At 71.3% G+C, this 20,341-nt stretch carries 15 protein-coding genes; 6 read left to right on the forward strand and 9 right to left on the reverse strand.

Features of this window, described 5'->3' with window-relative positions; translation table 11 throughout:
• Positions 1–124: 124 nt before the first annotated feature.
• The 3 genes from ACFVW8_RS12690 to ACFVW8_RS12700 form a co-directional block, all read right to left on the reverse strand.
• Entirely contained in the window at positions 125–2,998 is a 2,874-nt protein-coding gene (locus ACFVW8_RS12690; protein ID WP_389689016.1) for a protein kinase, read from the reverse strand.
• A 179-nt stretch (positions 2,999–3,177) separates the two neighbouring features.
• Positions 3,178–5,139 carry a serine/threonine-protein kinase gene (locus ACFVW8_RS12695; protein WP_389689017.1) on the reverse strand — a complete coding sequence of 654 codons (1,962 nt, stop codon included), beginning with the start codon at positions 5,137–5,139 and terminating at the stop codon, positions 3,178–3,180.
• A gap of 417 nt (positions 5,140–5,556) precedes the next feature.
• Complete coding sequence (locus ACFVW8_RS12700) at positions 5,557–7,263, reverse strand: glycerol-3-phosphate dehydrogenase/oxidase (protein WP_389689019.1); 1,707 nt, start codon at positions 7,261–7,263, stop codon at positions 5,557–5,559.
• Between the two features lie 249 nt (positions 7,264–7,512).
• Between ACFVW8_RS12700 and ACFVW8_RS12705 the strand changes: the two genes are divergently transcribed.
• Positions 7,513–8,775, forward strand: a complete 1,263-nt coding sequence (locus ACFVW8_RS12705) for a nucleotide sugar dehydrogenase (RefSeq protein ID WP_389689021.1) — start codon at positions 7,513–7,515, stop codon at positions 8,773–8,775.
• Between the two features lie 106 nt (positions 8,776–8,881).
• Positions 8,882–9,487: a hypothetical protein gene (locus tag ACFVW8_RS12710; protein WP_389689023.1), complete on the forward strand. Its 606-nt coding sequence runs from the start codon at positions 8,882–8,884 to the stop codon at positions 9,485–9,487.
• A gap of 78 nt (positions 9,488–9,565) precedes the next feature.
• On the opposite strand, the gene ACFVW8_RS12715 is transcribed toward ACFVW8_RS12710, so the two are convergent.
• The 4 genes from ACFVW8_RS12715 to ACFVW8_RS12730 form a co-directional block, all read right to left on the reverse strand.
• Positions 9,566–10,690: a GuaB3 family IMP dehydrogenase-related protein gene (locus tag ACFVW8_RS12715; RefSeq protein ID WP_097870356.1), complete on the reverse strand. Its 1,125-nt coding sequence runs from the start codon at positions 10,688–10,690 to the stop codon at positions 9,566–9,568.
• A 105-nt stretch (positions 10,691–10,795) separates the two neighbouring features.
• Positions 10,796–12,298: an IMP dehydrogenase gene (gene guaB / locus ACFVW8_RS12720; RefSeq protein ID WP_389689025.1), complete on the reverse strand. Its 1,503-nt coding sequence runs from the start codon at positions 12,296–12,298 to the stop codon at positions 10,796–10,798.
• Positions 12,299–12,426: 128 nt separating this feature from the next.
• A complete protein-coding gene (locus ACFVW8_RS12725; protein ID WP_266365316.1) occupies positions 12,427–13,002 on the reverse strand; it encodes a sigma-70 family RNA polymerase sigma factor in 576 nt (191 codons plus the stop codon).
• Positions 13,003–13,344: 342 nt separating this feature from the next.
• The gene (locus ACFVW8_RS12730) at positions 13,345–13,956 is read right to left on the reverse strand and encodes a response regulator transcription factor (RefSeq protein WP_003948568.1); all 612 of its coding nucleotides are present in this window, start codon (positions 13,954–13,956) and stop codon (positions 13,345–13,347) included.
• 412 nt (positions 13,957–14,368) lie between these two features.
• Here ACFVW8_RS12730 and ACFVW8_RS12735 point away from each other — a divergent pair, with 412 nt between their 5' ends.
• Complete coding sequence (locus ACFVW8_RS12735; RefSeq protein ID WP_389689027.1) at positions 14,369–14,704, forward strand: WhiB family transcriptional regulator; 336 nt, start codon at positions 14,369–14,371, stop codon at positions 14,702–14,704.
• Positions 14,705–14,783: 79 nt separating this feature from the next.
• Here the strand turns inward: ACFVW8_RS12735 and ACFVW8_RS12740 are convergent, their stop codons facing one another.
• Complete coding sequence (locus ACFVW8_RS12740; RefSeq protein WP_389689029.1) at positions 14,784–15,674, reverse strand: LysR family transcriptional regulator; 891 nt, start codon at positions 15,672–15,674, stop codon at positions 14,784–14,786.
• Between the two features lie 89 nt (positions 15,675–15,763).
• Here ACFVW8_RS12740 and ACFVW8_RS12745 point away from each other — a divergent pair, with 89 nt between their 5' ends.
• The gene (locus ACFVW8_RS12745; protein WP_389689051.1) at positions 15,764–16,435 is read left to right on the forward strand and encodes an MOSC domain-containing protein; all 672 of its coding nucleotides are present in this window, start codon (positions 15,764–15,766) and stop codon (positions 16,433–16,435) included.
• A gap of 65 nt (positions 16,436–16,500) precedes the next feature.
• Positions 16,501–17,274, forward strand: coding sequence for an SDR family NAD(P)-dependent oxidoreductase (locus ACFVW8_RS12750; RefSeq protein ID WP_389689031.1), 774 nt, complete (start codon positions 16,501–16,503; stop codon positions 17,272–17,274).
• Between the two features lie 40 nt (positions 17,275–17,314).
• Here the strand turns inward: ACFVW8_RS12750 and ACFVW8_RS12755 are convergent, their stop codons facing one another.
• Complete coding sequence (locus tag ACFVW8_RS12755) at positions 17,315–18,844, reverse strand: right-handed parallel beta-helix repeat-containing protein (protein ID WP_389689033.1); 1,530 nt, start codon at positions 18,842–18,844, stop codon at positions 17,315–17,317.
• A gap of 214 nt (positions 18,845–19,058) precedes the next feature.
• On the opposite strand from ACFVW8_RS12755, the gene ACFVW8_RS12760 reads away from it, so the two are divergent.
• Positions 19,059–20,144 (forward strand): substrate-binding domain-containing protein, encoded by a 1,086-nt coding sequence (locus ACFVW8_RS12760; RefSeq protein ID WP_389689035.1) that lies wholly within the window; start codon positions 19,059–19,061, stop codon positions 20,142–20,144.
• Positions 20,145–20,341 lie beyond the last annotated feature (197 nt).

A 20,341-nucleotide genomic window follows, 5' to 3' on the forward strand; every position in this document is an offset into this window, starting at 1 on the left:
CTGCCCCGTTCCTTCGGATGACAGGTTACGGATGGGACATGCGGCCATGGAACCTCGCACCGCGCACGAGATCGCACTGTGATGCTTGTCCCGTCGGCCCGTTGCTCCGTGGACCTGCTGCGTATCAGGGTGTCACACGGTAGGAAGCGATGGCTTGTTGGTAGATGTCCGACACCTTGTCACGCCCGCTCTCCGGGCCGATGACCTGGACGATGTGGTAGCGGCCACCGACGACCATCGCGAGGTTGCGCACGTACACCTCGCGCCCGGATCCGTCCTGCCAGGTGAACTGACCTTCCGCCATGGCCTGTCGGCCGACGTCGATCCGGCGCAGCCCGCTCGCCGACGACCAGCTGGAATCCCGGAACGGCTTCAACTCCGGCTCCTTGTCCCGCTGGTAGTCGAGCGGGTCGGCGCCGTTCGCCTTGACGGTGTCGCGTCCGGGCACGATCAGCACGGTGTAGCCGTCGCTGCCGTAGCGGATCTGCCGGTCCGCGCCGGCGGGGCTGCGCTGCCAGCCCTTGGGCACCGCGACCTCGAATCCCTCGGCGTCCTTGCGCAGGACGTAGCCGGGTGCGAGCGCGACGGCGGACCGGCTGGTCTGCGGCTTCTGCGCACCGGCCGACCCGGTGGGCGACGGCTCGTCCGAGCTGCCGGAGCCGGGATCCGGCGCCCCGGACGCCGTACGGGAGGGGTCGGCGCCCGCTCCGGACTGCGAACCGGACTTGGGCATGAACATCACGGCGTACACGATCGCCGCGACCAGGACCAGCAGGATCAGGACGAGCAGCAGCCGGCCGAGCCGTCGTGGCGCGCGCTGCCCGTCCGGCTGCGGACGGGGCGGGGTGCGCAGCGCCTTGGGGCCCTTGGGCTCGCGCGGCGGTTTGGCGGCTCTGGGTGCGCGGAGCTCGGCGGGCTCCGCCTCCAGCCGTCCCTTGCCCTGGCGGTGCCGGCCGTGCGCCGGACCGTTGCGGCGGCCGCGGCGCTTGCGGACGAGCTCACCGCGGCGGCGCACGACGGGCAGCCGGGTGTCGTCCACGGACGGCAGCGGCACGACGTCGAGACCGGCCTCGGGCTCGGGCGCCGCGCGTACGAGGGAGCGCAGCCAGCCGCGCAGCTCCTCGAAGTCCGGCCGCTCGGTGGGGTCCTGCCGCAGCAGCGACTCGACCACGGGCCGCAGCGCGCCGCACTCCTCGGCGAAGGCCGGCGGCTCGCCGCAGACCATCTGGACGAGCTCGGCGGCGTTCTCCTCCGGATACGGGGCGTGGCCCTGGACGGCGCGGTAGAGCAGCGCACCCAGTGCCCAGAGGTCGGTGGAGGGGCCGATGGGCGGCGCCAGCTGCCAGTTCTCGTGGACCGGTCCGGCCTGCTCGGGCGCCCAGCGCTCGGTGACCGCGCCGACGACGGCGATCCGGGCCTGCCGGGCGCGCTCGGCCGCCAGGGTGGTGGCGGGGCCCCGGTAGGGCGAGGTGTCGCGGTTCCCGGCGACGATCTCGTCCCAGCGGCCGGGGGCGGTCTCCCGGGGCTCCACGGGCTGCTGCGGACGGACGGCCGGAGTGCCGCCCCGGCGGCGGGAATCGGCGCGCAGCGCGTCCTCACTGGAACCGCCTGCGGGCACCGGGCGGCCGTAGCCGGGGCCGTCGTCCCAGGAACCGGTCAGATGCAGCCGCCGGGGCGGTGCCTGACCGCCGTCGCTCTCGTCGTCCTCGTCGTCGTACGGGCCCTCGTCCTCGTCGTCGTCCTCATCGTCGTCGTCGTAGTCGTAGTCGTAGTCGTAGAGGTCCTGGGACTCGGGCGGGCGGCTCCAGCCGGCCGGCGGCTGGGGGACGGCGGGGCCCGCACCTTCACGCTGGACCGGCAGGGTGCCGGTGTCGCGCGCCTCGTCCGTACCGGCTTGGCGCTCCTCCTCGCTGATGCGGGCGGCGGCGCGGGCGCCCGCGCGGTACGCGGCGATGGCACCGGCACGCGCGGCGCGCGCCTGAGCGGCGCTGCCGGGCTCAGGTGCGGGGACCGGCCGGCCGGCCGGCGCCGGACGGCGTACGGACTCCAGCTCACCGGGGCCGTGCGGGCCGCCGGATCCGCCATCGGACGCCGACTCGATGGCGGCGGCTCCGCGGGAACCGGGCACCTCGGCGGGCGGCGGGGGCGCGGGCGGCCGGAAGGGCGCGTGCGCGGCGGGCGGCTCATACGGATCGCCGGAACCGGCCATCGGCAGCGCGTACGGATCGTCGGAACCCGCCTCGACCACCGGTGGCGCGTAGGGGTCGCCGGAACCGGACTCCACCATCGGCGCGTACGGATCCTCGGACCCCGCCTCCGCCATCGGCGGCACGTACGGGCCGGTGGGGCCCGACTCCACCGCGGGGCGGCCGTACTGCCCGTCCTCCTCGGCGGCGTCGTCGTCGGGGCGCGGTACGGGCACGTAGCCGCAGAGGGCCTCCTCCGCCGCCCCGGCCGCCAGTCCGGTCAGCACGACGCGTCCGTCGTCGCAGATGAGCACCGTGCGCACGGTGATGTTGCGATGGGTCCAGCCGTGGGCGTGCAGCACGCGCAGCGCCGTCAGAACGTCGGAGCCGATCTCCGCGGCCCGGTACGGATTGAGCGGGCGCTCCGCGAGCAGCGCGGCAAGCGGGCGGGCCGCGACCAGTTCACTCACTATCCAGAGCGAACCCGCCTCGGCGAACACGTCGAAGACCTGGTCGAGCCGCGGGTGGTCGGGTACCTGGGCCGCCGCCTGGGCGGCCTCTATGGCGCGCCGGACCGCCGGATCGGTGGACCGCCGCACCGTGCGCCCGCTGGTCCGCCGGGCCGGTGTGGGCAGACCGTCGGCGTCGAGCACCTCCGCGTCCACGACCTCGGGCAACGGCACCTGGCGGACCAGGACTTCCTGTCCGCTGTAGGTGTCAAACGCCCGGGTCTCGACCAGTTCGTACGCATCGGACGGGGGCAGCGGAAGGCGGTAGCGGTCGGCAAGCACCCGACCCGCATAGTCGTCCACGACGCCTCCCCAGAGCGCGCTGTCCCCCGGTCACGTAGACCGCACGAAACCCACCAATTGCGGTCACTTACTGTGCAATTGACTTACGGTTTCGGCTGCGTACGGTCTTCGAGCTCTCACAATACGTGGCAACCGGCGGCCGCGCGGCAGGGTCGGCGCAACCCGGCCGGGCAGTCGTGTCAGTCGAGCGGCTTGAACGTGCCGAACGCCGTCTTCCGCAGCGTCTCGCACGCCTTGCCGTCCCATGCGTCGGCCTTGCAGCTGATCATGATCGAGTAGCCGCGCTTGGCGTCGACCTTGAAACCGCGGTTCAGGATGCGGCTGCGCTGGCCGTGCTCGTTGCGCTCGAACTGCCAGTCGGCGACGGTCGGGTACCCGTTGTACTGGACCTTCTTTATACCCAGGTGCTGGTACCCGCTGCTGCTGCCCGCAACCGCGCCCTTCAGCGCGTTCCAGGCGGAGGCCGCGTCATCGCCCGGCGAGCTGTTGTAGTCGATCTGGACGCGCGGGAAGCCCTTGTCGACGTTGTAGATGCCGCCGGAGTTGCTGCCCGCGATCGAATTGCGCTCGAAGCCCTTCGGCATCGCCATGGTGAAGTGGAACCGCTTGTCGGTGACCCACTTGTACCCGGCGGGCAGTGCGTCCTCGGCATCCGGCGCGTCATCGTCGTCGCCCTTGCCCGACCCCTTGCCGGAGTCGTCGGCCTTGCCCTTGTCCTGGCCGTCGCCGTTCTCGCCCTGACCCTGGCCCTTGCCGCTGCCGCCCTGTTCCGTACCGGCGGTCGCGGCGGAGCCGCCGGCCGCCGAGGCGCCGGCCGATGCGGCTGCGCCGTCCTTGCCGTTGCCCGCGTTGTCGGTGCCCTTGTCGTCGCCGCCCAGGGTGAGCGCGAGGACCGTGCCGAGCACGGCGAGCACGATGACGGCCGCGATGATCGCCAGGGTGCGGCGCGGCACCACATCCGTGAGGGAGGCCCGGGGCGGGGTGGTCGGCGAGGTGGCCGGACGCGGCGGCGGCACCGCTCCGGAGGCCGAGGCGGTGGCCGTCGCGGGAGCCGCGGCGGGCCGGGCCGGCGCGGACGGTGCGGCGGCCGGGGTGGCGGACTCGGCGCCCGCCGCGGCGACGGGCGCCTTCGCGTTCCGCACGGAGCGCAGTGCCCCGCGCAGCCGGTCGCGGGCGCCCTCGCCCGTCTCGCCCGGCTTCGACGCGGGCCTGGCGGGGGCGGGCACCTTGGGCAGCGCCATCACCTGGGTGGCATCGGCCGGCGGCGGAACCGGGGTCTCAGGCTGCTCGGGGGCGTTGATCACATCGTTGAGCAGGGCGCGCGCACCGGCGTCGTCGAGCCGCTGCTCGGGATCCCGGGCGAGCAGGCCGTAGATGACCTCCTCCAGCGGGCCGGCGTTCTTCGGCGGGTCGAGCGGCTCGGTCATCACCGCCGTCAGGGTCGCGATGGCGGAGCCCTTGTCGTAGGGCGGGCAGCCCTCAACGCTCGCGTACAGCAGTCCGCCGAGCGACCACAGGTCGGCAGGCGGTCCCGGCTTGTGCCCGCGGGCCCGCTCCGGCGAGATGTACGAGGGGGCGCCGACGAGCATGCCTGTAGAGGTGACGGAGGGGTCGCCCTCGACCTGGGCGATCCCGAAGTCGGTCAGCACGACCCGGCCGTCCTCGGAGATCAGCACGTTGGACGGCTTCACGTCACGGTGCAGGATGCCCTCGCGGTGCGCCGAGCGCAGCACGTCGAGTATGGCGAGGCCGACCTCGGCCGCCCGTCTCGGCGTCAGGACACCGTCCTCGCGCACCGCCTCGGCCAGCGACCTGCCCTCGATGAGCTCCATGACGATCCACGGGCGGTCGTCCTCGTCGACCACGTCGTAGACCGTGACCGCGCCGTTGTTGCGGATCCGGGCGATCGCCTTCGCCTCGCGCAGCGTGCGCGTGATGAGACGGCGCTTCTCGTCGTCGTCGATGGCTGTCGGGAACCGCAGTTCCTTGACCGCGACCGTGCGCCCCAGCGTCTCGTCGACGGCGCGGTGGACCGTGCCCATACCGCCCCGGCCGAGCACCTCCCCGAGCCGGTACCGCCCCGCAAGGAGACGTCCGTCCTTGTCCCGTTGGGGCTCCCGTGCCTGCTCCGCCTCCGACATGCGTCCCCTCTGCGATCAACCCGCCCTGGCAGAGCGTTCATTGTCCCTCACCCCGGGACCGGTCCTGGTGCCGGGGCCCGGGTCCACACACATGATGCGGCCGGAGGAAGTGACTCCCTGCCGTGCCGGCGCTCAGGGCGCCGCTCGCCACCCTGCTGGTGATTGCCGTGCCCGGCCCCGGAACGGCGAGCCTGCCCAGCGAACCACACCTCACGCCCGCAGCCTCCTACCTTCCACGGCTCGTCGTCCAGGGCGATGCGCCCACTGCGACAATCCTGGAACGCGCTTCCTCCCCCGGACGACGGCAGGGCTCCCGAACCCGCACTCCTGGCAGTGGAGTTCCGCCCCGTTCCGAGCCGTCCCGTAGAGACACGGCTCGGAACGGCCCGGGACCGGCCCGGCAATTCGACGACAGCCCTAGAGGGGCACGATGTCCTGCGCACCGAGCCGCGCCGCGTCCGCCGTCAGGTCGTCGGGCTGGCGCTGCGACTCCCGTTCCGCCTCCACCCGCTTCTCGTAGTGCGCGACCTCCCGGTCGATCTGGCCCTTGTCCCAGCCGAGCACCGGAGCCATCAGTTCCGCACAGAGCCGGGCGGACCGTGTGCCCCGGTCGAAGGTCTCGATGGAGATCCGGGTCCGCCGGGTCAGCACGTCGTCGAGGTGCCGGGCCCCTTCGTGCGAGGCCGCGTAGACGATCTCGGCCTTGAGGTAGTCGTCGGCGGCCGGCAGCGGTTCGCCCAGCGCCGGGTCGGCGACGATCAGGTCCAGGATCTCCTCGGTCATGGCTCCGAACCGGTTCAGCAGATGCTCCACCCGGGCGACGTGCAGTCCGGTGCGGGCGGCGATCCTGGCCCGGGCGTTCCACAGGGCGTGGTAGCCCTCGGCGCCCAGCAGCGGGATGTCCTCGGTGACGCATTCGGCCACCCGCTGGTCGAGGCCGTGCACCGCCTCGTCGACGGCGTCCTTGGCCATCACCCGGTACGTGGTGTACTTCCCGCCCGCGACGACCACGAGGCCCGGCAGCGGGTGCGCCACCGTGTGCTCGCGCGAGAGCTTGCTGGTGGCGTCCGACTCACCGGCCAGCAACGGCCGCAGCCCCGCATAGACCCCCTGGACGTCGTCCCTGGTCAGCGGGGTGGCCAACACCGAATTGACGTGTTCCAGCAGATAGTCGATATCCGCGCTGGACGCCGCCGGATGGGCCTTGTCCAGATCCCAGTCGGTGTCCGTGGTGCCGACGATCCAGTGCCGGCCCCACGGAATGACGAAGAGCACGGACTTCTCGGTGCGCAGGATCAGGCCGCTGGAGGAGTGGATGCGGTCCTTCGGGACGACCAGGTGGATGCCCTTGGACGCCCGGACGTGGAACTGGCCGCGCTCGCCGATCAGCGCCTGGGTGTCATCCGTCCAGACGCCCGTGGCGTTGACCACCTGTTTGGCCCTGACCTCGTACTCGCCACCCGCCTCGACGTCCTCCACCCGGACGCCGACGACCCGCTCGCCCTCCCGGAGGAAAGCGGTCACCCGGGCCCGGTTCGCCACATGGGCGCCGTACCCGGCGGCGGTGCGCACCAGCGTCGCCACATAGCGGGCATCGTCCATCTGGGCGTCGTAGTACTGCAGGGCCCCCACCAGGGCATCCCGCTTCAGCGCGGGCGCGACCTGCAGGGCGTGGCGGCGGGAGAGGTGCCGGTGTACGGGCAGCCCCCGGCCGTGCCCGGACGACACCGACATCGCGTCGTACAGCGCCACGCCCGAGCCGGCGTACAGCCGCTCCCAGCCCTTGTGCTGCAACGGATACAGGAACGGCACCGGCTTCACCAGGTGCGGCGCCAGCCGCTCCAGCAGCAGTCCGCGCTCCTTCAGCGCCTCCCGGACGAGCGCGAAGTCGAGCATCTCCAGATAGCGCAGCCCGCCGTGGATCAGCTTGCTCGACCTGCTCGACGTGCCGGACGCCCAGTCGCGCGCCTCGACCAGGCCGGTCGAGAGCCCTCTCGTGGCCGCGTCGAGTGCCGTCCCGGCGCCGACCACGCCCGCCCCCACGACCAGCACGTCCAGTTCTCGCTCGGCCATCGCTGCGAGCGCCTCGCCGCGCTCTGCGGGTCCCAGTGTCGCTGTCCTCACTGCTGCCTCCCGGTAGATCGGGGTGGTCCTGAGCACGGGGATGCGGTCCGACCGTGGGGTCGGGTGCCCGTGCCCACCTCTCGATTCTGTCCGCGCTCCGCGACTTCAGCCACCGCCTGTGGACAACACCCGGACGATCAAGGCCACACAATGCGACATATAGGTCATATTTACGCCTAGTCTGACATTGCGCTGTCCCCAGCAGTTGCACTTTCTGTCCCATGGTCTTAGGGAAGGACGGCCACCCACGTGCCTGCAGACCTCGCCGTCATCGGACTCGGTCACCTCGGCCTGCCCCTCGCCCAGGCCGCCGTCGCAGCCGGTATCCAGACCGTCGGCTACGACACCGACCCCCGGGCCTTCGCGGAGCTGTCCGCGGGCCGCACCCCCGTCGAGGGATCGCTCACCGCGTCCGACATCCGGCGCATGCTCTCCGGGGGATTCCGCCCCACCACCAACGAGGCCGAGCTCGGCCGGGTGCGTACGGCCGTGATCTGCGCGCCCACGCCGCTCGGCCCCGACCGCACCCTGGACCTCGCCGCCGTCGGCGACGCGGCCCGCGCCCTCGCCGCCCGGCTGCGCCCGCACACCACGGTGCTGCTGGAATCGGCCGTGCCCCCCGGCACCACCGAGAACTTCCTGCTCCCCCTCCTCGAAGAGGGCTCCGGGCTGCGCGGCGGACGCGACTTCCACCTCGCCCACTCCCCCACCCGGCTCGACCCGGGCAACCGCACCCACGTCTACGCCAACACCCCCAAGGTCATCGGCGGCCTCACCCCCGCCTGCACCGAATCGGCCGCGGCCTTCTACGGCCGGCTCACCGACAAGGTTGTACGCGCCCGCGGCCCGCGCGAGGCCGAGATGACGAAGGTCCTGGAGACCAACTTCCGGCACGTCAACATCGCCCTGGTCAACGAGATGGCCGTGCTCTGCCACGACCTCGGCGTCGACCTGTGGGACGTCATCCGGTGCGCCGAGACCAAGCCCTTCGGCTTCCAGCCCTTCCGCCCCGGCCCCGGTGTCGGCGGCCACGGAGCCCCGGTCGACCCGGGCTACCTCCCGTACAACAGCCGCACCCCCGGACACCCGCTGCGCATGGTCTCGCTCGCCCAGGAGATCAACGACCGGATGCCGCAGTACGTGATCCAGCGCTGCGCCACCCTCCTCAACGAGCACGGGAAGTCCGTACGGGGTGCCCGGATCCTCCTCCTCGGCGTCACCTACAAGCCGGACCTCGCCGACCAGGAGGCCTCCCCCGCCCGCGAGATCGCCACCCGGCTGATGGACATGGGGGCCCAGATCGGCTACCACGACCCGCACGTCCTGGACTGGCGCGTACGTGAACTCCCGGTGCCCCGCGCCGATTCGCTCTACGAAGCGGCCTCCAGCGCCGATCTCACGGTGCTGCTCCAGCACCACCGCACCTACGACCTCCAGGGCCTCGCCGTGAAGGCGCAACTCCTTCTCGACACCCGCGGCGCGACCCCCGCCGGAGCCGCGCACCGGCTCTGAGCGCAGTTCCCCCAAGGATTTACGTGGGCCGATGTCCGACGCGACTGCTAGCCTGCGGCGTCACTTCTCGCACAGTCGTGCGCAACCGTCCCAGGGGGATCGCGTCATGAGCCAGCCCGTACCACCGCCGAACCAGCCGCAGCAGCCGTACGGCGGCCCGCCCCAGCAGGGCGGCAACCCGTACGGTCAGCCCCAGCCGGGCACCCCGACCGGCAACCCGTTCGGTGAGCAGCAGCCGGGCCCGTACGGTCAGCCCGGCCCGCAGTTCGGCGGCGGCACGCCCTTCGCCCCGGTGGCACCGGCGCGTGACAACGTCGGGCTCGGCCTGCTCGCCGCGTTCGTGGCGGCCATCGTCGCCGCGGGGATCTACGGCGCCATCATCGGCGCCACCAAGCACGAGATCGGCTACGCGGCCGTGGGCGTCGGCGCCATCGTCGGCTTCGCCGCGGGCAAGGTCGGCGGCCGCAATCCCGCCCTGCCGGTGCTCGGCGGCCTGTTCGCCCTGATCGGCGTCTACGCCGGGCAGCTGCTCGGTGAGGCGATCATGATCAGCAAGCTGCCCGGGTCCCCGTACTCCGTCACGCAGATCTTCACGGAGCACTTCAGCGATCTGAACACGGTGTGGAAGGAAGACTCCGACTTCATCAGCATCCTCTTCTTCGTGGTCGCCGCCGTGGTGGCGTTCTCCACGGCCAAGAAGACGGCCGACTAGTCGCGGACCGCATCCCGCACACACGGGAGGGCCCGGACCGCACACGCGGTCCGGGCCCTCCCGTCATGCAGGGACCACTCAGCGCCGGTGCTGCGAGTCCGCGACCGTCACCTCGACGCGCTGGAACTCCTTGAGGTCGCTGTAGCCCGTCGTCGCCATCGCCCGGCGCAGCGCGCCGAAGATGTTCATCGAGCCGTCGGGGGTGTGCGAAGGACCGGTGAGGACCTCCTCCGTCGTCCCGACCGAGCCGAGGTCGACCAACTTGCCGCGCGGCACGTCCTCGTGGACGGCCTCCATGCCCCAGTGCCGGCCGCGGCCCGGCGCGTCCGTAGCGCGGGCGAGCGGGGAGCCCATCATCACGGCGTCCGCACCGCAGGCGATGGCCTTCGGCAGGTCGCCGGACCAGCCGACGCCGCCGTCCGCGATCACGTGCACGTACCGGCCGCCGGACTCGTCCATGTAGTCGCGGCGGGCACCGGCCACATCGGCGACCGCGGTGGCCATCGGGACCTGGATGCCGAAGACGTTGCGCGTGGTGTGCGCGGCGCCGCCGCCGAAGCCGACGAGGACACCGGCCGCGCCCGTACGCATCAGGTGCAGGGCCGCGGTGTACGTGGCGCAGCCGCCGACGATCACCGGGACGTCCAGCTCGTAGATGAACTGCTTCAGGTTGAGCGGCTCGGCCGCACCCGAGACGTGCTCGGCGGAGACGGTCGTACCGCGGATGACGAAGATGTCCACACCCGCGTCGACGACGGCCTTGGAGAACTGGGCGGTGCGCTGCGGGGAGAGCGCGGCGGCGGTGACGACCCCGGAGTCGCGCACCTCCTTGATGCGCTGCCCGATCAGCTCCTCCTGGATGGGGGCGGAGTAGATCTCCTGGAGCCGGCGGGTGGCGGACTCGACCGGCATTCCGGCGATCTCGTCGAGCAGCGGCTGCGGGTCGGCGTGCCGGGTCCACAGGCCTTCCAGGTTGAGCACGCCGAGGCCGCCGAGCTCACCGATGCGGATGGCGTGCTGCGGGGAGACGACGGAGTCCATGGGAGCGGCCAGGAACGGCAGCTCGAAGCGGTAGGCATCGATCTGCCAGGCGATCGAGACCTCCTTCGGGTCACGGGTCCGGCGGCTCGGGACGACGGCGATGTCGTCGAATGCGTATGCCCGGCGGCCGCGCTTGCCGCGCCCGATCTCGATCTCAGTCACGATGGTGTGGCCTTTCCCTCTACGTCTGCGCTGACCAGTATCCCCGACACACGGCTGAGGGGCGGACCGGAGTTCCCGGTACCGCCCCTCACCTGCGCTGTCGTGTTACTTCCTGCTGTAGTTCGGCGCTTCGACCGTCATCTGGATGTCGTGCGGGTGGCTCTCCTTGAGACCCGCCGAGGTGATCCGCACGAAGCGGCCCTTGCTCTCCATCTCGTCGACCGAGGCCGCACCCACGTACCCCATCGTCTGGCGGAGACCGCCGACGAGCTGGTGCAGCACGTTGCCCAGCGGGCCGCGATAGGGCACCTGGCCCTCGATGCCCTCGGGGACGAGCTTGTCGTCGGAGGACACCTCGGCCTGGAAGTAGCGGTCCTTCGAGTACGAGCGGCCCTGCCCGCGGGACTGCATCGCACCCAGCGAACCCATGCCGCGGTACGACTTGAACTGCTTGCCGTTGATGAAGAGCAGCTCGCCCGGGGACTCCTCGCAGCCCGCGAGCAGCGAGCCGAGCATCACCGCGTCGGCGCCGGCCACCAGGGCCTTGCCGATGTCGCCGGAGTACTGCAGGCCGCCGTCGCCGATGACCGGGACGCCCGCCGCACGGGCCGCGAGCGCGGCCTCGTAGATCGCGGTGACCTGCGGGACGCCGATACCGGCGACCACACGGGTGGTGCAGATCGAACCGGGCCCCACGCCCACCTTGACGCCGTCCACGCCGGCGTCGACCAGGGCCTGGGCGCCGTCGCGGGTCGCGACGTTGCCGCCGATGACGTCCACGTTCACGGACGACTTGATCTTCGCCATCCAGTTGAGGGCGTTGCTGTTGTGGCCGTGTGAGGTGTCGACGATCAGGAAGTCCACACCGGCCCCGGCCAGCGCCTGGGCGCGGTCCAGCGCCTCCGGGCTGGCGCCGACGGCAGCGCCGACGAGCAGACGGCCCTCGGCGTCCTTGGCCGCGTTCGGGTACTGCTCGGCCTTCTTGAAGTCCTTGACCGTGATGAGGCCCTTGAGGATGCCCGCCTCGTCGACCAGCGGAAGCTTCTCGATCTTGTGGCGGCGCAGCAGCTGCATGGCGTCCACGCCGGAGATGCCGACCTTGCCCGTGACCAGCGGCATCGGCGTCATGACCTCGCGCACCTGGCGCGTACGGTCCGACTCGAAGGCCATGTCGCGGTTGGTGACGATGCCGAGCAGCTTGCCCGCCGGGTCGGTGACCGGGACGCCGCTGATGCGGAACTTGGCGCAGAGCGCGTCCGCCTCGCCGAGCGTGGCGTCGGGGCTGACCGTGATCGGGTCGGTGACCATGCCGGACTCGGACCGCTTCACCAGGTCGACCTGGTTGACCTGGTCCTCGACCGAGAGATTGCGGTGCAGTACTCCGACGCCGCCCTGACGGGCCATGGCGATGGCCATACGGGCCTCGGTCACCTTGTCCATCGCGGCGGAGAGCAGCGGGATGTTCACCCGTACGTTCCGCGAGATGAGCGACGAGGTGTCGACCGCGTTGGGCAGCACGTCAGATGCGCCCGGCAGCAGCAGCACGTCGTCGTATGTCAGCCCGAGCGTCGCGAATTTCTCGGGCACTCCGTCGACGTTTGCAGTCATGACACCTTCCCCAAATGGCCTTGATCGGTGCGGATGTCCATGCTAACGGCCTCCACGGGTGTCTCATTCCACGAGCAAGATCACCTGGAGGTTCTGTAGCTTCGTACGGAGCCGCGACGGATCACGGCTCACTGCTCCGCGAGTGCCCGCAGCCTGCTCAGCGCACGGTGCTGGGCGACCCGGACGGCGCCCGGCGACATCCCCAGCATCTGCCCGGTCTCCTCCGCGGTCAGACCGACCGCGACGCGCAGGACCAGCAGCTCACGCTGGTTGTCCGGAAGGTTGGCGAGCAGCTTCTTGGCCCAGGCGGCATCGCTGCTGAGCAGCGCACGCTCCTCGGGCCCGAGTGAATCGTCCGGCCGCTCCGGCATCTCGTCGGAGGGCACGGCGGTCGATCCCGGGTGCCGCATCGCGGCCCGCTGGAGGTCGGCCACCTTGTGGCCGGCGATGGCGAAGACGAAGGCTTCGAAGGGTCTGCCGGTGTCCTTGTACCGCGGCAGCGCCATCAGCACCGCGACACAGACCTCCTGCGCCAGGTCCTCCACGAAGTGGCGGGCATCACCGGGCAGCCGGTTCAGCCGGGACCTGCAGTAGCGCAGGGCGAGGGGGTGGACATGAGCCAGCAGATCGTGAGTGGCCTGCGCGTCGCCCTCGACGGCGCGGTGCACCAGAGCACCGATCACCGTCGTTCCGTCGTCGCGCATCGGACCATGGTGCCTCGGTGCCGCATCATCCGCGGCACCGCGTCCGTAGTTGTGCACCGAAGCGTTATGAGCGGGTGCGCCGGAAGTCATGTCCTGCGCCCTCCCCTTCCGCTCGACCGAATCGTTCCCGAGGAACTCCACATCTCAAGGATGCGTCATCCGCCGGGAAGCGTCACATACCGGGAAGGGACCACCGGGGATCCGACGGCGCCACGAGCGTGCGCACCGGACGCCGCACGGTGGGCGGGGCCTCGGAACCGGCCCTGCCACGCGCCCCTGGCCCGGACCGCCCCGCCCGCCGGTGTGCGGGCGGGGGATGGATCCACCGCGGCCGTGAACGGACTAGCGGACCAGGCCCCAACGGAAGCCGAGCGCGACGGCGTGCGCCCGGTCCGAGGCTCCGAGCTTCTTGAACAGACGCCTGGCGTGTGTCTTCACCGTGTCCTCGGAGAGGAACAGCTCACGGCCGATCTCCGCGTTGGAGCGGCCGTGGCTCATCCCTTCGAGCACCTGGATCTCACGCGCCGTGAGCGTGGGGGCCGCACCCATCTCGGCCGACCGCAGCCGGCGTGGGGCCAGCCGCCACGTCGGATCGGCCAGCGCCTGGGTGACGGTCGCCCTGAGCTCGGCCCGGGAGGCGTCCTTGTGCAGATAGCCGCGGGCCCCGGCGGCGACCGCGAGCGCGACACCGTCCAGGTCCTCGGCGACGGTCAGCATGATGATCCTCGCCCCGGGGTCGGCGGAGAGCAGCCGACGGACCGTCTCCACACCCCCCAGGCCGGGCATGCGCACGTCCATCAGAATCAGATCCGAACGGTCGGCACCCCAGCGGCGGAGGACTTCCTCGCCGTTGGCCGCCGTCGTCACACGCTCGACGCCGGGCACGGTCGCGACCGCGCGACGGAGCGCCTCTCGGGCAAGCGGGGAGTCGTCGCAGACGAGGACGGATGTCATGACCGCCCTCCGAAGCTGATGCGCGTCACCTTGAGCCTCCAGGCTGTTACAAGTCGTCACCTGTGCGGTTGACGCTCTCGGACATCTGCCCGATCGCTTTCTCTGTCAACCGCCTCCGCACTCTCAACGATGGTCACTCGAAAGAGTTACGGGTCGGACAGACGAGTTCGGCACTCTACGTGAGGGACCGTGCACGGAGGAGAGCGCCACGGGTCGTCCAGTCGTCAACTGAACCTTCCCAGGAACTTATGCCCCATTTAGCGGGTTTTCTTCCCTTTTGCTGGTGTCTGTGACTAGATTCGCAATCAGTCATATTTACATCTACTAACACCGTAGATGTACGGTCATGAACACGGCCGACGACGGACGACAACGCCGTTTCCGACTCAGCACGGTTTCGAGGGGACAAGCAATGGCAGATTTTTCCCGCCTTCCCGGACCCAACGCCGATCTGTGGGACTGGCAGCTGCTGGCGGCCTGCCGTGGGGTCGACAGCTCGCTGTTCTTCCACCCCGAGGGGGAGCGCGGTGCCGCCCGGAGCGCCCGCGAGAACTCCGCGAAAGAGGTCTGCATGCGGTGTCCGGTACGCGCCGAGTGCGCCGCACACGCACTGGCCGTACGAGAGCCCTACGGAGTGTGGGGCGGACTGACCGAGGACGAGCGCGAGGAACTCATGGGGCGGGCCCGCAACCGGCTGATCGCGGCGACGGCCCCTTCAGGCCCCTCATCACCCCCGGGGCACGGCTGACCCCACGCTCTGCGCGCACTGAAGGCAGAAACGTTTCTTCACACGAGGCCCTCCGCGCGGACCTCCGCGGCCGTCCCGCTCAGCGGGCGGCGGCCAGCGACAACTGGTCCAGCGTGGCCGCCACCGCCGGGACCTGCGCCAGATCGGGCAGGGTCAGTGCGACGATCTCGCGCTCGATGGCCGGCTCCACCGTCACGGTCCTGGCACCCCGGGGGCGTACCGACTCGATCGCGAGCGCCGGGAGCACGGCTACCCCGAGACCGGCCCCGACCAGGCCGATCACCGCGGGGTAGTCGTCGGTGGCGAAGTCGATCCGGGGGGTGAAGCCGGACTCCTCGCACACTTCCACCAGTTGCCGGCGGCAGCGCGGGCAGCCGGCGATCCACGGCTCACCGGCGAGCTCGGCGATGCCCACCGCCTGCCGGTCCGCCAGGTGATGCCCCTCGGGCAGCAGCCCGGCCAGCCGGTCGGTCAGCAGCGGGCGCACCACGAGGTCCTCCCACTCGGCGCCCTGGGTGCCGTACCGGAAGGCCAGCGCGATGTCGCAGTCGCCGTCGCGCAGCATCTCCACCGAGCGGGGCGGCTCGGCCTCGACCAGCGAGACCCGGGTGCCGGGGTGGGCTGCCCGCAGTGCCGCGAGGGCGCCGGGGACCAGCGTGGAGCTGCCGCTGGGGAAGGACACCAGCCGGACCCGGCCGGCCCGCAGACCGGCGATCGCAGCGACCTCCTCCTCGGCGGCGGTGAGCCCGGCGAGGATGCCCGAAGCGTGCCGCACGAGGGCCTCGCCCGCCTGCGTCAGCCGCATCTCCCGCCCGGTCCGGATGAGCAGCGTGGTGCCTGCGGAGGCCTCCAGGGCCTTCATCTGCTGGCTGACGGCGGGCTGGGTGCAGCCCAGCTCACGGGCTGCCGCAGAGAACGAACCGGTGGTGGACACGGCTCGCAGGACGCGGAGATGACGGGCTTCGATCACCCCTCGAATATAAGGGGCTCTTGGAGAAGGTGCGAATTAATCGCGTGTGACTTTGGGGCGGTGGCCATTACCGTGCAGACATGAGCGCGATGACACTGCTGACCGTGAACGCGGGCGGGCCCGTGGCCGTGCCCCACACCGACTGCCCGGGCGGCGTGACCGGGATCGACAAGCACCCGGTGGACGGCCCCGTACACGTGGCCGATCCCGGCCCGGAGGGCACCGGCGGCAGCGGTCTTGCCGGGGACACGGTCTGCGATCTGCGTTTTCACGGCGGCTCGAACCAGGCGGTGTACGCCTTCGCCCGCGAGGAGCTGGACCGCTGGGAGCAGGAGCTGGGACGGCCGCTGCGCAACGGCTGCTTCGGCGAGAACCTCACCACGAGCGGGATGGACCTCGGCGGCGCACTGATCGGCGAGCGCTGGCGGATCGGTCCCGATCTGCTTCTGGAGATCACGTCGGGCCGCATCCCGTGCCGCACGTTCGCGGGACATCTCGACGAGAAGCGCTGGGTCAGGCGGTTCACTCAGGCGGCCGCCCCCGGCGCGTATCTGCGGGTGCTCACGCCGGGCGCGATCCGGGCCGGTGACCCGGTGGAGGTCGTGCACCGGCCGGACCACGGGGTCACCGTGGAGATCCAGTTCCGCGCGGTGACGACCCGTCGGGAGCTGCTGCCGCTCCTGCTCCGGGCCGAGGAGTCGCTGCACCCCGTGGCACTGGCCACGGCACGGGAGTACGCAGCGCGGCACGCACCTTCCTGACGTGCGGTTCCGGCCGTCGGGGCCGGGCCACCGGGCGGATCATGCGGGGCACTAACGTGCCGCGTATGACGACTGCACTGATTACGGGCGCCACCGCGGGCATCGGAGCCGCCTTCGCGCGGCGGCTCGCGGCCGAGGGGCACAACCTGGTCCTGGTGGCCCGCGACACCGACCGGCTGCGGGAGCAGGCCACCGAACTGCACGACCGGCACGGCATCGAGGCCGAGGTGCTGGCCGCGGACCTGTCCCGGGACGAGGGCATCGCCGCGGTCGAGGCACGGCTGGGCGACCGTCTGCAGTCGGTCGATCTGCTGGTCAACAATGCCGGGTTCGGCAACAAGGGCCGTTATCTGGACGTCCCCATGGCCGATGAGCTGGCCATGCTGAAGGTGCACTGCGAGGCGGTTCTGCGGCTGACCTCGGCGGCGGCGGCCGGGATGAAGGAGCGCGGCCGGGGCGGCGTCGTGAACGTGGCCTCGGTGGCGGCGTTCGTGCCGCGCGGCACGTACGGGGCGTCCAAGGCCTGGGTCGTGCAGTTCACCCAGGGTGCGGCGAAGGACCTGGCGGGCTCGGGCGTGCGGCTGATGGCGCTCTGCCCCGGCTTCGTACGGACGGAGTTCCACCAGCGGGCCGGGATGGGCACCGGGAACATCCCGGGCTGGATGTGGCTCGACGCCGACAAGCTGGTGGCCGCGGCGCTGGCGGACCTGGCACGCGGGAAGTCGGTGTCGGTGCCGGACCCCCGGTACAAGGCGCTGATGGGGCTGGTGAAGGTGACGCCGCGCGGTCTGCTCGGGGGCGTCACCTCCAGGACGGGCCGCAAGTACGGACCTCAGTGATGCCTGGCCGCTGTCACGGCGGGTCGCGGTGAGCGGTCGGTTACCGCACTCCGCTGCCCGCGTAGGCACCGATGTTGGGGGCTCCGGGCTTCAGGCGGTTGCCGAAGTAGTCCTTGCCGCCGTTGTTCTCGACGACGGCTCCGGAGGCGAGGGCGGGCGAGCCCGCGCCGAGGCGGAAGTCGTCGCGGAGCTTCGGGTCGGCCGTGATGCCGCCGGGGTCCGGTCGCGTCATGTCGATGCCGTAGAAGGCGTTGTGGTCGAAGGAGAGCCCTGGGGTCGGGTTCTTGAAGGCGTAGCCGCCGGTGCCCTCGCTGACGAAGACGTTGTTGCGGACGGCCAGTTCGTGCTGGGTGGTGGCGGGGCTGCCGGCGTCGTCCTGGACGAGGTAGCCGGGGATCTGCTCCTCGTTGTGGAAGGTGTTGTTGTAGATCTCGGTGCCGAGGACGGGGCCCCAGCAGTTCTGGATCAGGCGTGCGCCGTCGTCGCGGCTGACGTTGTACCGGGCGACGGTGCCGATGGTCTTCGCGCCGTCGTACGGGCAGATCAGCAGGAAGCCGCCCTTGTTGTCGTGGCTGTAGTTGTACTGGAAGACGGTGTTCCGCGAGGCGCCGTCGGCGTCGAAGGACATCCCGTCGTGGGTGTTGCCGCCGCCCGAGACCTCGTTGTGCTCGACGGTGGTGTCGTCGGTGTTGAAGGTCCAGATGCCCGCGTTGGCGGAGGGCGAGCGGAGCTGGAAGCCGTCGACCCGGTTGTGGTCGACGCGGGCGCCGCTGGTGGTGTCGAGCTTCATTCCGTCGCCGGCCAGCGACTTCAGCGTGTTGTGGTGGATGCGGATTCCGGTGCTGGGGGTCCACTCCCCCGGGTAGACCTCCGGGTCCTGCTGTTGACCGACCAGATCGCGCTTGGAGAACGTCGACTTGAAGTAGATGCCCTCGCGGTCGACATCCTCGATGCGGTTGTTCCCGATGTCCAGACCGTCGTACCAGCTGGCCCTGGCGGTGCCCTCGACGGAGATGTGGATCGCGCTGGAGCCGGAGACCGTCTTGTAGTCGCCGCCGCGCACGTCGTGGATGTACAGGCCGGAGACGTCGAAGCCACGGGCGGCCCCGTAGTCGGTGAGGAGCAGGCGGACTCCGTTGCGCTCGCTGCCGGGGTTGTCCGCGTTGGTGATCTCCAGGGCCCTGAGGTGCACGTACTGGGTGTTGGAGAGCAGGACGGCGTCGTGGGCGCCCGCGCCGTCGATCCTGGCGCGGTCCGGGCCGCTGCCGTAGTCGGCGATGGTGAACGGTGCGCGCCGGGAGCCTGCGCCCTCGGGGGCGAGGGTGCCGGTGCAGGTGGTCCCGCGCCTGAGGAGCAGCCGGTCGCCGGGCCCGTAGGTGTGCGCGTTGGCCTCGGCGAGGGTGGTCCAGGGATGCTGTCTGCTGCCGGTCGCGCCCTGCGGGGACGCGGCGCAGTCGACGTGGAAGGTGCGGCCTGCGGGTGCTGCCTGCGCGGCGCCCGGGCCTGCGAGGGTCAGCCCGGCGGCGGCGGTCATGGCCGCGAGTGCCGCGGCTGCGACGCGATGTCTCACAATTCCTCCGTACGAACAGTCAGGGTCGGGACGGGCCGTGGACGCCCTGGTCGGCATCGCCGGGAATCCTGGACTCGGATTGATCGAACGTCAATGGATTACGTTTGAATGATCGAAACTCCCATCGTTCGATCACGTTGGTCTAGGGTCGGACACCGGCTCCGGCACCGGCCGGGCCGAGGGCCGGGCCACACACTCCGAGGGGACTGCCGCCGTGCGCGAGAGTGCTGCTGAACGTCATGACCGCCTGCTCGGGCTGGTACGGGACCGGGGCTCGGCCCGGGTCTCGGAACTGGCCTCGCAGCTGGGGGTCTCGCCCGTCACGGTGCGCCGGGACGTCGAGGATCTGGCCGGCCGGGGCCTGCTCGACCGGGTCCACGGCTCGGTGTCCTGGCCGCAGGACGCCGCCCCCGCCGCGGGGCCCGGCGGCGCGGGCAGCGGCATGGTGCTCGGCATGCTGGCACCCTCGGCGACCTACTACTTCGCCGAGGTGATCCGAGGCGCCCACGAGGCCGCCGCCCGGGCGGGGGCCAGGCTGATCCTGCGCATCTCCGACTACCGGCCGCAGGAGGACCACGCCCGGACCCGGGGGCTGCTCTCCGCAGGCGCCGAGGGACTGCTGGTCGCGCCCGGCTGGCAGCATCCGGGCGACCCCTCCGCGTTCGGCGACTGGATCGGCTCGCTGCCCGTGCCGACCGTCCTGCTGGAGCGCAGGCCCACCGCGGGCTCACCGCTGGACGGCCTGGACCGGGTCTGCTCGGACCATGCGCACGGGGTGCTGCTCGCGGTGCGCCACCTGGTGGGCCTCGGGCACGGGGCGCCGCTGCTGATGGCACGCGCCGACTCCCCGACCGCCCTCGCGGTGCGCTCCGGGTACGCGGAGGCGCTGGCCGCACTCGGGCTGCGCGCCCCCCAGGACGTGATCGACTCCGTACCGGCCGACCAGGCCCCGGAGGAGTTCGAGGAGGCCGTGCAGGCGCTCCGCGAGGCCGTCGGCTCGGGGGTGGCGACGGCAGCCCTGATCCACAACGACGTGGACGCGATCCAGGTGGTGCAGCGGCTGGCCGAGCTGGGGGTGCGGGTGCCTGAGGACTTGGCGCTGATCGCGTACGACGACGAGGTGGCGGCGCTCGCGGACACCCCGCTCACGGCCGTGGCACCACCCAAGCGCGAGGTGGGCCGCCATGCGACGGAACTGCTGGTGGAACGGCTCGGCCAGGGCGCCGGCGCACCCCGCCGGCATCTGACCCTGCTCCCCCAGCTGCGGGTCAGGGACTCCTGCGGAGCGCAACTGCCGTAGGTAATCCCGGGGAGTTGCCGGGCACTTACGCGCTCCCCCGGGCATCCCCGGGCCGTCCGGTCACACACTTCGAGGAGCTTCCATACGCAACTCTTCTGATCTTTTTTCGATCAATCGCTCTTTCGCTCTTGACTTCGGTCACGGCTGGTCCAAGGATCACGGCCAACGCCAATGTCGCCGCCTGTTCAGGAGCCTCG

This window comes from Streptomyces sp. NPDC058221 (genome assembly GCF_042882365.1).
GTDB lineage: Bacteria > Actinomycetota > Actinomycetes > Streptomycetales > Streptomycetaceae > Streptomyces.